Origin of the sequence: Pseudobutyrivibrio sp. MD2005, assembly GCF_000621865.1 — a bacterium.
In the GTDB taxonomy this organism is placed as follows: domain Bacteria; phylum Bacillota; class Clostridia; order Lachnospirales; family Lachnospiraceae; genus Pseudobutyrivibrio.
This window is the reverse complement of record NZ_JHXE01000015.1, coordinates 84,591-97,160: the sequence shown is the minus strand read 5'-3', so window position 1 is coordinate 97,160 and position 12,570 is coordinate 84,591. Positions and strand designations below refer to the sequence as shown.

Below are 12,570 nucleotides of genomic sequence, written 5' to 3'. Positions count from 1 at the left end.
GCTCTCCTTAACTAGCACCGTTTACTGCAGCAGAAATATCATCAATCTTTGATTCAGTGAGCTCATTACTCAATATAATAAATTTTTCAAGTGTCTCCATAGCCTTACCTGAATCAATTATTTCAGCTGCAAGCTCAACGCCTTTCTCAAAGCTTTCTGCTTTACCACCGATGTAAAGAGCTGCACCTGCATTTAAAAGAACTGCATTTCTCTTATGATTCTTTACACCACTTAAAATATCTCTTGTTATCTGTGCATTTTCCTCTGGTGTACCGCCCTTTAAATCTTCCTTACTACATTTTTCAAATCCAAAGTCCTCTGGCTCAATAACGTATGTTTTGTACCATCCGTCCTTAATCTCACAAATCTTGGTTGGAGCCGAAAGTGAAATCTCATCCAGCTTATCCATTCCGTACACAACCATGCCACGCTTAACCCCAAGATTTATAAGAACCTGAGCAAGTGGCTCTACCAAATACTCATCATAAACCCCCAAGAGCTGCATACTTGGTGTAGCAGGATTTGTAAGTGGTCCAAGAATATTAAACACTGTCCTAAATCCAAGTTCTTTTCTTATGGCCCCAACATATTTCATTGAAGTATGATACTTCTGCGCAAAGAAGAAACACATTCCTACTTCCTTTAAAAGCTCCACACATTTCTCTGGGCTTTGATTAATATCAACACCAAGTGCTTCAAGGCAATCTGCTGTTCCACAAAGGGAAGATGCTGCTCTATTACCATGCTTAGCAACCTTCATTCCTCCGGCTGCAGCAACAAGCGCTGATGTTGTAGAAATATTAAAGCTATGAGCGTTATCACCACCAGTTCCTACGATTTCAAACACATCCATGTCTGTCTTAACCTTTGTAGCATGTTCTCTCATGGCAGCTGCACAACCTGCAATTTCATCTGTTGTTTCTGCCCTTGCACTTTTTGTAGAAAGAGCTGCAAGAAATGCGGCATTTTGTGTAGGAGAGCTTTCTCCGCTCATAATCTCATTCATTACTGAATAAGCTTCATCAAAGCTTAAATCTCCCTTGTTTACGATTTTTTCAATTGCGTCTTTAATCATATTTTTTCTCCTTTGATGCGGGTCTCTATCAGCTTTTCAAATAAAAAAGTCCTTGATAGAAACCATTAACAGTTTCTATCAAGGACGAATAATCATATAATCCGCGGTGCCACCTTGAATTCATAGGACAACCTATGCGCTTATCAGGATACCATCATATCCCTGGCAACTAACGTGTGCCTTACGTCGTGCAATACTCTGGACAAATCCATTTCCTCACGCCCTCAGGAGTCCATTCCCAAATCACTATCCTACCGTATCCCACCATCACGGCTCTCTCCAAGGAATCATAAAGAGGTACTCCTCTCCCTCATCGGTTTAACACTTTATTAAGTTGAAGTAATATTACCATTATCAGAATTGTGTGTCAACAACTTTTTTCACAACAAGTATAAAGAATTGTTATACTTGTTAAAATTCACCGCTCCAATCAATAAGGCCCCGCCCTCCCCGTGCTGCTCGCCGGTTCACACACAGGGGTGATTTTGCGAATATTGCTGTTTTCCTTATGGGCCAATTTTATGCATCGCGCATGTGTCTTGTTGCGGAATGAACCGTTTGAAAAAATGTGTGGCAGGGGCGAACACTAGTATATTACTAAATATATTTTAAAAATCTTTGCAGGTAGCTTAGGCTCATATTACATTTGCTAAGAAAAATGCACGAATCAGTTTTTGCATATATAGGTACCGTGCTCCATGTGACGTCCTGTCACTTACGCACTTGCGCCGCCATCCGTAGCGGCGCATACCTATATATTGCAAAACCTGTTTCTATTTTTCTAAGCGCATTTCAAAATCGCCTAAGCTACCTACAAAAATTATTTAAAATATATTCCACAAAGCTCATGGTGTTCGCCCCTTACATACATTTTTTCAAACTGTACAGGCCTGCAAAAGACACATGTAAATAAAGATGCATAAATGGCCCATTAGAAAAACGCAATATTCATGCAATGCCCCTGTGTGTGAACCGGCGGGCAGCACGTGGGGGCAAGGCCTTAAAATACTGCGAATTGTAACAAAAAATTTTCACAATAAGATGATATTATGTCAACAGATATATGTTTACGAGGTATTTCTATGGGTAATAAAGATTTAAACAGCAAATTAATTACTGACGATGGCTTAATTTTTGATGATAAAACCAAGCAGGCACGAATATTTGTAGTTATATGTAATATTTTATCTTTTTGTCTTATTGTATTAGGTATTATCGCATTTATTAAGGGGAACTTCTAATGAATAATGATTACGATTTTAAAAGACGAATATACGAAGTATTAGAGGTCTCAAGCATCGGAGACCGTTCTAGCCGCGCCTACGATAAACTAATGACTGTTGCCATTATTGTAGGTTTAGTTCCACTTACTATGAAAGGCAGCAATATTTATACCCTGCTCATTGATTTATCTGTTAGTGTATTGTTTATTATCGATTATTTTGCACGAGTATATACAGCCGATTATAAAATGGGTTACAAAAGCTACAAGGCATATATTGCATACGTTTTCACTCCACTGGCAATATTTGACTTGCTCTCAGTTCTACCTGTTTTATATATCTTTTTCCCTGTGACTGTTATCTCGCTATTTAGACTATTTCGTGTGTTTCGCGTTTTGAAACTAATTAGATATTCAAAAACGATGGTCATTATTGCAAATGTTGTGCGCAAGGTAAAGTCACAGTTGCTTGCCGTACTGCTTTTGATTATCGTGTACATTTTTGTATCAGCCATGCTTATCTTCCAGCTAGAGCCTACACTTTTCAATTCTTTCTTTGACGCAGTTTATTGGGCAACAATTTCCATCACAACCATTGGCTATGGTGATATATCTCCAGTCACTCCTATAGGTCGTCTGATTACCATGGTTTCAGCCCTTGTCGGTATGGCTGTTATCGCACTTCCAACAGGTATTATAACAGCCGCTTATATGGCAGAGATTACCAAGAAGAAATCAAAATATGAATTATAATCGTCAAATAAAAGACCTAAAAAAGCACCGCTCATCGCGGTGCTTTTAATTTCATTTTATTATTTCTTGATTGAGTTCATAAAGTCTGGCATTTTGATATTTAGCTCAGGTACTGTGCTCTCAGTAGGAATTGTAGGAGCAGCTGGACGCTGAACTGGAGTTGGAGCTGGTGTAACTGTGCGGTTAATAACTGGCTGTGTATTTGTAACTGCAGACTGGCTAGCTGGAGCTGCTGCTCTGTTCATGCTGCCAAGAAGATCAGCGCTAGACTGTCTAGGCTGTGTGTTATATACCATACCAGTTGTGCTGCGGAAGCTTCCTGCTGGAGCTGGCTCACCAAGACCTGTTGCAATAACTGTAACAGATACTTCGTCGTCCATAGACTCATCAACAGTGATACCAAGGATAATGTTAGCATCAGCGCCTGTCATATCCTGTACGTAAGATGTAGCTTCGTTAGCATCGTTAAGTCCAACATCACCACAGATGTTAACGATAACATCTGAAGCACCCTGGATGCTTGTCTCAAGAAGTGGAGAAGCAACAGCTGCCTTAACAGCCTCAAGAGCTTTCTCATCACCCTTAGCAGATCCAATACCAACATGAGCAAGACCCTTATCCTTCATGACTGTCTGAACATCAGCAAAGTCAAGGTTGATAAGTGAATTCTTAGTGATAAGATCTGTGATACCCTGAACTGCCTGGTGAAGAACACCATCAGCCATTCTAAAGCTTTCACCAATACCCATAGACTTGTTGCAAATTTCAACAAGCTTCTGGTTAGGGATAACGATAAGTGTATCTACACTTTCTTTTAATCTTTCAATGCCGTTAAGAGCATTGTTCATACGTGGCTTTCCTTCGAACTGGAAAGGCTTTGTAACTATACCTACAGTAAGAATACCCTGTTCCTTCGCAATACGCGCAACAACTGGTGCAGCACCTGTACCTGTGCCACCACCCATACCACAAGTGATGAATACCATATCAGCGCCCTTAATAGCAGCTGAAATGTCCTCTGCGCTTTCCTCTGCTGACTTCATGCCAACTTCTGGATTAGCTCCAGCACCCTTTCCACCTGTAGTCTTTTCACCTATAGCTAAAAGAGTAGGCGCCTTGCATAAATCAAGTGCCTGCTTATCAGTGTTGATTCCAATGAACTCAACTCCCCCAATACCCTCTTCAACCATACGCTTTACTGCATTGTTACCAGCTCCGCCGACACCGACAACAATGATTCTGACAGGAGCCCCTGTCTCGTCAGTCGTAATGTTAATCAAAACGATATCCTCCTTTTATCAAACCTCTACGGGAGGTTGCAAAATCTCTAATACCAAACAATATTTATGTAAAAATAATAAAATTCATCTTATCTACATAAATACTATTATTATATTATAGTTTTTCTCCCTATTTCGCAACCATTTTCTACTAAAAAATCCATTTTATTCTTCTTCAGAATCCTCTTTCTCAAATACAATATCTGTATTTTGGCTAGAATAATTCTCAAGATGTAGTGTGCCATACATTCCATCTATCTGTGGCAAAATCCTAAGCAAACGGTCTATCTTCTCTTCAAGATAAACACTGCTTCCAAGTGATATATTATATGTATCATACCCAAGAGTTATCCTTCCTCTCTCATCATATGATATAACATTTGGCATTAATTCATTTTTCTGTAGAATTTTAATCAGTGCTGTCAAATAGCCTATCTGATCTTCTCCGATGGATAGCTCTTCTCCAATTTTTGGTTCCTGACACTCTACTCCATCGACTCGCATATAGCCTCTATCAACAAAGGCATCGCTGATTTCTACAATTATTCCATCGTAATCAAAATAAATGTATTTACCTTCTTCAGTCACCATGTAACCTAAGATTGTCTTTTCATTACATATTATCTTTAAAGAATTCATTCCAGTTAGCTCTACATCAAATGATTCGATAAATTCGGCATCTGACTTAGGGAATATCTTATTCTTAAAGAAAGCATACATTGCATTACTTGAGTATTTGTCATCTAAAATGTAACCGGTAACTTCTTCTTTCGTGTATAAATCAGTTCCTTCAACTGTGACATCCTTCAGGGTACAGAAATAAAACGCTGCGGCTGCAAATATCATTCCAAGTATAACTATCGCAAGTATAATTTCTATTAGTACCAGGATGAAGCTACCTATTCCACGTCTTTTCTTCCGTCGTCTAGACATCATCATCCTCCTTGAATTCCATATTCTTAGAAACACTAAGTGCCAATCCAAGCTCTGTTAAAAGTATCGCTACCGATGTACCTCCATAACTTATAAGCGGCAAAGTTACACCTGTATTTGGAATGGAATTAGTAACAACGGCAATATTTAAAACAACCTGAAGTGCAATGTGTGTCATAATTCCTATGCATATGTATGAACCAAACATATCCTTTGCATGACTTGCAATGAATAGAAGGCGGTATAGCATAAGTATATATAAAAGGATTATACAAACTGCACCAAATACACCTAGCTCCTCACATATGATAGAAAATATCATATCGTTTTGTGCCTCAGGAACGATATATTTTTGCATACTCTCGCCTAATCCTTTACCAAAAAGGCCGCCGCTACCTATAGCGTATAAGCCTTGTAAGGTCTGATAACCTGTACTGCTTATGTAATCCTCTGGGTGAAGCCACGCTCCAATTCTACCAGCTCGATAACTTGCAAGTGAAATGTAAACAATTACCAAAAGTACTGCTCCGCCTGCAGCTGCAGTAAAATACCAAAACTTTGGAGAGGCGATAAAAACCATAACAAAGGCAATACCCATAATAATGATAGCAGTCGAAAGGTTGTTATAACCAACGACAGCAAACAAAGGTAGTACCAATGCCAAAGTCTTCATTGAGCCCTGGAAGGAACGCTGTGCTTTTGGTGCTCTATCAATAACATTGGCAAGCAACATAATTACAGCAACCTTTCCGATTTCGGAAGGCTGAAACTGAATTCCACCTATGCTCAACCAACGGGACTGTCCATTAATATTAGTTCCAACGAATACAACTATGATACATAAGAAAATAGAAATTATATAAATTGGCCAAACAAAATGAGACCATCTTCTATAATCAATTTTGGTAGAAAAAAACATTCCAACAAAACCTAATCCTGCGGCAAACATCTGCCTCTTTAAGTAGAAAACAGAGTTTCCTTTTTTCAAGGCTGCCGCATAGGCTGATGTACTATAAAGCATTACAAGACCGAAAGCAAGGATGAATATCACGATAAGCAATAAGGTATAATCAAAATTAAGAAGTTTTTTTATTCTTTTTCTTCGCCTAGCCTCACGCCTGGAGGCGGCATACTCTTTTTCTCTTACCATAAAACTCTTCCCCGAAACCTTAAATCATGTAATACGCAAATACGCATAAGAAAATTGTAACTGTAGTAAATACTGCAACAACTTTTACTTCAGACCAGCCACCAAGCTCATAATGATGATGAATTGGAGCCATTCTAAAGATTCGCTTTCCTCCTGTAAGCTTAAAGTAGCCTACCTGAAGAATAACGGATAAAACCTCTACTAAATAAATAAGCGCAACAATAATAATGAATATTGGCATCTTAAGCATATAAGCGCTTGATGCAACAAATGCTCCAAGGGCAAGTGAACCTGTGTCGCCCATGAAAATCTTGGCTGGATGAACATTAAACATAAGGAAACCAAATAATGCGCCAATCATTCCACAGATTGCAGGAGTAATATCTGAATAAAGATGTATTGCTGCTACTCCAAAGAATGCTGCAATAGCAAGAGTAACAGATGTTGCAAGTCCATCTAAGCCGTCTGTGAAATTAGCACCATTGACTGTACCAATAACTGCCAAATACAAAACAACTACAGAAAACCATCCCATATCAATAAATGCACCAGTAAATGGAATTCTCATTTCTAATGATATATCAGAAAACTTAACCATATACACTGCAAAGCCTGTTGTAAGCAAAATCTGCCCAAGCATCTTCTGCCATGCCTTAAGTCCATCAGAGCTGCGCTTTAGTGCTTTAAGCAAATCATCAACAAAACCTAATATACCAAATCCTAATGTTAAAAATACGATTGGATAGATATGTGGGCAATACCTTGCATTGTAAAATCCAACAATAGCAAAAGCTATTAAAATCATGATTCCACCCATAGATGGTGTACCATTTTTAACTTTGTGCTCTTTAATGTATTCTCTCTCAGTGTTTCCCATCTTAAGGCGTCTTAATGCAGGTATGCATATTGGTCCTAAAACAAGTACCAATACAAACGCAACTAACATAGGTAATAAAACTTCAAACATCATAATACTCCAATTCTAAATTCCTCTAATAATTATTGTTCTTCTTCAACCTCTGGTGTTTCTGTTGGATCAGCGGTAGACTCCTCTCCCTCTGGAGTATCCTCTGTTCCTCCTTCATCTGCCTCTACTGCCTCTGGAGAATCTGTTGCTTGAGCTGCCTCAGTAAGTGCAGCTGCAGCCTCTGCTTCCTCTTCCTCTGACAATGAAGATTCAACACCTAAATATGGAAGAATCTGTTCAAATATGTTATGACAAATTTCCTGAGCAAAACTACTGTGAGCCTGATTATCACCAACAGCTCCAACACCTGGCTCATCTACAATAACATAAACTACTACCTGTGGATCATCAACAGGCGCAAAGCCTATAAATGATACCAGATATTTATGATTTCCTCTAGGTAATTTTTCGGCAGTACCTGTTTTACCACCGATTCTGTATCCTGCCACACCAGCAGTCTTACCTGTACCATCAGATACAACGTATTCAAGATAACTTCTAAGCAAGTCTCCTGTCTCGCTTGAAATAGTTCTCTTAAGCACTGTTGGCTCTATTTCCTCAACTGTGTTGCCATTAGAATCTGTAATCTTTGTAACCAAATGTGGCTCGTAAAGATATCCACCATTTATCAACGAACTAAATCCAGTAGCAAGCTGTATCATTGTGGTGTTAAAGTTCTGTCCAAATGAATTAGTTGCAAGGTTGATAGATGAATTGAGATCCTTTTCACTATATATAAGTCCTGCTGTACTTGCCTCTCCGGTAAGATCTATGCCAGTCTTTTGTCCAAATCCAAAGATAGATTGATATTTTGCAAATGTCTCTGGCCCAATAACTCTAACCATTTGCATCAAAGCATCGTTGCAAGAATTAGATAAAGCCTCGGCGATTGTCTGTGTGCCATGTCCACCCTTTCGATATGCAACACACTTTACAAGCTTAGGGTAGCCACTAATCATCTCGCCACCATCGCAGAAATATGTCTCATCGCCAGTCATAACTCCTGTCTCTAATCCCATTGCGACTGTGAATGGTTTGAATGTAGAACCCGGCTCGTATGTGTAAGTGATACAGAAATTCTGCCAAATTTTATTCAACTCATCCATTTTATCATCTGTTGACATCTCTGCAAGCTGTTCTTTTGTATAAAATGCAGATAAATCACGAGGATTATTCAAGTCAAATGTAGGATACTGAGCCATAGCGTAAATTTCGCCGTTATTTGGATTCATAACAAGAACTGCTGTATGAAGCGAACCAAAAGCCTCTGGTGCATCCGGATTAGCTGCATTATACTCAGCCATAGTCTTGTCATTCCATTCCTTAATAGCATTTTCTACTATAGTCTGGATGTTAACATCTAAGGAAAGAACTATGTTATTTCCGTTTGTGGCATCTATTGTTGTTGTCTCAAGATTGCTATCAGAATTGAGATAACCGTATGTACGACCATTCACACCATTGAGAACACTTGAATATTTGTTTTCAAGGCCAATAACACCAACATTTCCACCACTAGCATAACCAATAGTAGCAGCCGCAAGGCTTCCATATGGATACTGTCTGATATATTCCTTTTCAAACCATATACCAAACACCTTACCTTTGTAATCATCGCTTGCCTTAAGCTCCTCAAATGATGCCATTTCCTCATAGGATACCTTTTTTGCTAAAACATAATACTGAGATGTACCGTTATTAGCAAGCTGAGTCTTTATAGTCTCTGCATCGATTTCATCAAAGCAGCTTGTAACTGCTGTGATTGTTGTGGTAATAGCATCCTCATTGGCATTAAGCACCTTGCAATCAAGAATAACATTGTAGACATCTACACTTGTTGCAAGGACTGTGCCTCTAGCATCGATAATATTTCCTCGTTGAAAAGGAATTGTGGTGCTGTTGTAATCCTGCTGAGATAATACAATCTTTTCGTATTTATCCCCACTTGTGTGTTGGATGTACATTACACGTCCTATCAGAACGACAAAAAGAATACAAACAACTCCAAAAACTAACCAGAGCTTGCGTTGCATTCTTTTTAATATTTTATTATTCGGTTTTAACCTACGTCTCTTATTTTCAGCCATTATTACACTCTTACTTATGGAATATCTTTATACTGGCTCATGTAGTCTGCGCCATCCACACTATAATACACTATTTGGCTGCTAGTTGCATATACCATACCTAATTCGTTGATAGCTCTATCCTTAATCTCAGTAAGATTTGTAGTCATGGCAATTCGGCTCTCTGCTGCCTTGTTATCAGCATTTACAGTTGATAATTCGTTTTCAAGGCTTGCAATGTGATTCATTCTGGTAGTAACGTTTGTCTGTAAAGCAACATATGCAACAAGCATGAAGCAAGTAAGCATTACTGCCATAATCATATAGCCAGTTAATAATCTATTTTTTCTAAGGGCTGCCGCACGTCTTCTGTCTGTTATCTTCTGTCTACGAATAGCGTCTTCGCGCTTCTCTCTTTCTCGCTGTGCTCTTGTAGGCAGAGTTCTAGTAGGCTGTAATACAAATTCAGCCTCTTTTCTAACCGCGTTTCCCTGATTGTAGTAATAAGTTCTTACTTCCTGCATTCTCTAACTCCTATTTATTGCAATTAAAACTAGTAATTTAACTCCCTCTACCAATACTACATTCTATTGAGGTTTCTCAGGCCTCAATAACCTTCTCGAAAACTCTAAGCTTTGCGCTTTTCGATCTCGAATTCTCTTCAAGCTCCTTCTCGCTTGGTAAGATTGGCTTTCTTGTAACAACCTTACCTTTCGATTTCTTTCCACAAACACAAACTGGAAAATCCTTTGGACAAGTACATGGGTTTTCGTTTCTCTTGAAAGCAACCTTTGTGATTCTGTCCTCCAGTGAGTGGAATGTGATAATGCATAATCTTCCGCCAGGATTAAGCAAATCAATCATGTCATCTATGTGGTCTTCTAAGACCGTCAACTCCCTGTTTAGCTCTATCCTAAGTGCCTGGTAAGTTCTCTTTGATGGATGTCCCTGTCCTACCTGCGCTTTCTTAGGAATGCTTTCAGCAATTATTTTGTTAAGCTGTCCTGCTGTGAGGATTGGTGTTTTTTCTCTCTCCTTAACAATGTTCTTAACAATTTGCTTAGAAAACTTTTCCTCGCCATATGTAAAAAGAACTCTTGTTAAATCTTCTGGTGAATAAGTGTTAACGATGTCTGCTGCTGTCATCTCACTATCCTTATCCATTCTCATATCAAGTGGTGCATCATCTACTCTGTAAGTGAAGCCTCTGTCAGCTTCATCCAGCTGGAAGCTTGACACTCCAAGATCAAGCATAATTCCATCTACTGATGTAACACCCTGCTCTTTAAGCTTTTCTTTCATGAATTCATAATTGCTATGAATTGTTGTCACTCTATCCTTGAATGGTGTAAGGCGCTCTCCTGCAGCCTTAAGTGCATCTGTATCCTGATCAAATCCGTACAGATGACCAGTTGTTAAGCGACTAGCTATCTCGTATGAATGGCCACCGCCTCCAAGAGTTCCATCAACGTAAATCCCATCAGGCTTTATATTCAAATTATCGATTGTCTCATTTAAGAGAACACTGTAATGATTAAATTCCATTAGATTCCTAATCCTAACTCTGCCATATGCTCTGCTATTTCATCCATATCTTCGTAAGTGCCTTCAGTGCTCCATCTCTCCTTAGACCAAATTTCAATTCGGTTTAGGACACCCACGGAAACCACCTCTTTGTCGATTCCTGCATATTCCTTTAGCGTATTTGGGATAAGTACACGTCCTTGTTTATCCACGTCGCACTCGGCGGCTCCCGCGAAGAAGAAACGGGAGAATTTTCTGGCATCCTTGGTGGTAAGTGGAATCTCTCTAAATTTCTCCTCTATTGTCTTCCATTCGCTCAGAGGATATACAAACAGGCATCCATCTAGTCCTTTAGTGGCTACGAAGTGTTCTCCAAGCTGTTCACGAAACTTTGCAGGCATAATGAGACGATTTTTCGCGTCTATATTATGACTGTATTCACCCATGAACATACTGGCACTTCCTCCTTTCCACCACTTTGTGACACTATTCTTCCACTTTCCTCCACTTTTAACTACATTTTATACTAAAAATGCCTATTGCGCAACCCACAAACCGTGAAAAATCGGTGTTTTTCGGGCTTTTCTATATGTGGTGTAAAGTGGTGGACCAGACCACAAAAAGCACAATATCTGATAAAAAATGGCAAAAAAAAGACATTGGAAACTCCAATGTCTTTAAAAAAATACAATATATGAACAATTTTGTGTCACTCAACTCCTAATTTGGCAGCGAGTAATTTTCTGAATTGCTTTTGTAATTATAAAACATAAGCCCGGCGCCTATCACAATCATGATTGCAGCAACAAGCTGTGATACAGGTAAGCTGGTTCCCCAAAGCTTTAATTGATCAGTTCTTACACCCTCTATCCAGAATCTGCCAGCTCCATACACTATAAGATAGGTAAAGAATACATAACCGTCGAACTTCTTTTTCTTTCTTGTAAGAAGCAAGAATATCAAAAGTCCCAAGTTCCAAAGGGATTCATACAAAAAAGTAGGATGCACACTAATGTAGCTTACGCCATCAATCTGAACTAGGTTTGCAAGCATTTCCGCAGTTACATCACTTTGAGAGCGAATAGCGTCAAGAGGTAACAGCATAGCAAAAAGCCCATCTGTATACTGTCCAAACACTTCTCTGTTGAAAAAATTGCCCCAGCGACCGCAAATCTGTCCGATGATAACTCCAAAGATTGCAACATCCACAACCTTTAAAAACTTAAACTTTTTCATCTTGCAAAGCACATAGACACAAGCTATACCAGCAAGAACACCGCCATAAATTGCCAATCCACCCTGCCTGATATTAAGGGCATCTATAGGATTATCTTTATAATATTCCCAGGCAAATGCCACATAATAAAGCCTGGCGCCCAAGACTCCTACTACTATTGTAATAATACAGATATCTAAAAACTGATCTTCATCAAAGCCAACTCTTTTGGCCTCTTTTAAAATAAAACTGACCCCAATCAGCATACCAATTGCGATAATTACTCCGTAAAAAGCAATGAAAAAGGATCCAATATAGAATCCTTTTCCAACATTATCTAGTGTAATATGCAAATTAGGGAAAATAATACTAGTGTTCAATATA

12 protein-coding genes and 1 other annotated feature are annotated in these 12,570 nt (G+C 38.9%); of the genes, 2 read left to right on the top strand and 10 right to left on the bottom strand.

Features of this window, described 5'->3' with window-relative positions:
- Positions 1–7: 7 nt before the first annotated feature.
- The gene (gene trpD / locus T498_RS15185) at positions 8–1,075 is read right to left on the bottom strand and encodes an anthranilate phosphoribosyltransferase (protein WP_036978028.1); all 1,068 of its coding nucleotides are present in this window, start codon (positions 1,073–1,075) and stop codon (positions 8–10) included.
- A gap of 77 nt (positions 1,076–1,152) precedes the next feature.
- Positions 1,153–1,398 (bottom strand) — a binding site (T-box leader).
- Between the two features lie 759 nt (positions 1,399–2,157).
- Here trpD and T498_RS16725 point away from each other — a divergent pair.
- Both T498_RS16725 and T498_RS0106935 read left to right on the top strand, forming a co-directional pair.
- Positions 2,158–2,316, top strand: a complete 159-nt coding sequence (locus T498_RS16725) for a hypothetical protein (RefSeq protein WP_155951031.1) — start codon at positions 2,158–2,160, stop codon at positions 2,314–2,316.
- Positions 2,316–3,050, top strand: a complete 735-nt coding sequence (locus T498_RS0106935; protein ID WP_028235282.1) for a potassium channel family protein — start codon at positions 2,316–2,318, stop codon at positions 3,048–3,050. Before T498_RS16725 ends, T498_RS0106935 begins: the two co-directional genes overlap by 1 nt.
- Before the next feature lie 59 nt (positions 3,051–3,109).
- On the opposite strand, the gene ftsZ is transcribed toward T498_RS0106935, so the two are convergent.
- The 9 genes from ftsZ to lgt all read right to left on the bottom strand — a co-directional run bounded on the left by ftsZ (position 3,110) and on the right by lgt (position 12,566).
- Positions 3,110–4,330: a cell division protein FtsZ gene (gene ftsZ, locus T498_RS15180; protein WP_036978026.1), complete on the bottom strand. Its 1,221-nt coding sequence runs from the start codon at positions 4,328–4,330 to the stop codon at positions 3,110–3,112.
- Between the two features lie 165 nt (positions 4,331–4,495).
- Positions 4,496–5,263, bottom strand: a complete 768-nt coding sequence (locus T498_RS0106925) for a cell division protein FtsQ/DivIB (RefSeq protein WP_028235281.1) — start codon at positions 5,261–5,263, stop codon at positions 4,496–4,498.
- Positions 5,256–6,413 (bottom strand): FtsW/RodA/SpoVE family cell cycle protein, encoded by a 1,158-nt coding sequence (locus tag T498_RS0106920; protein ID WP_051524649.1) that lies wholly within the window; start codon positions 6,411–6,413, stop codon positions 5,256–5,258. The genes T498_RS0106925 and T498_RS0106920 overlap by 8 nt, the downstream gene beginning before the upstream one ends.
- A gap of 19 nt (positions 6,414–6,432) precedes the next feature.
- Positions 6,433–7,383 carry a phospho-N-acetylmuramoyl-pentapeptide-transferase gene (mraY, locus tag T498_RS0106915; protein ID WP_028235279.1) on the bottom strand — a complete coding sequence of 317 codons (951 nt, stop codon included), beginning with the start codon at positions 7,381–7,383 and terminating at the stop codon, positions 6,433–6,435.
- Between the two features lie 29 nt (positions 7,384–7,412).
- A complete protein-coding gene (locus T498_RS15175) occupies positions 7,413–9,467 on the bottom strand; it encodes a peptidoglycan D,D-transpeptidase FtsI family protein (RefSeq protein WP_051524648.1) in 2,055 nt (684 codons plus the stop codon).
- A 14-nt stretch (positions 9,468–9,481) separates the two neighbouring features.
- Positions 9,482–9,970, bottom strand: a complete 489-nt coding sequence (locus T498_RS0106905) for a hypothetical protein (RefSeq protein WP_028235278.1) — start codon at positions 9,968–9,970, stop codon at positions 9,482–9,484.
- A 76-nt stretch (positions 9,971–10,046) separates the two neighbouring features.
- On the bottom strand, positions 10,047–10,991 hold the full coding sequence (gene rsmH, locus T498_RS0106900) for a 16S rRNA (cytosine(1402)-N(4))-methyltransferase RsmH (protein ID WP_028235277.1): 945 nt from the start codon (positions 10,989–10,991) through the stop codon (positions 10,047–10,049).
- A complete protein-coding gene (mraZ, locus tag T498_RS0106895) occupies positions 10,991–11,422 on the bottom strand; it encodes a division/cell wall cluster transcriptional repressor MraZ (protein WP_028235276.1) in 432 nt (143 codons plus the stop codon). The genes rsmH and mraZ overlap by 1 nt, the downstream gene beginning before the upstream one ends.
- Before the next feature lie 268 nt (positions 11,423–11,690).
- Positions 11,691–12,566 carry a prolipoprotein diacylglyceryl transferase gene (lgt, locus tag T498_RS15170; protein ID WP_036978023.1) on the bottom strand — a complete coding sequence of 292 codons (876 nt, stop codon included), beginning with the start codon at positions 12,564–12,566 and terminating at the stop codon, positions 11,691–11,693.
- Positions 12,567–12,570: the final 4 nt, after the last annotated feature.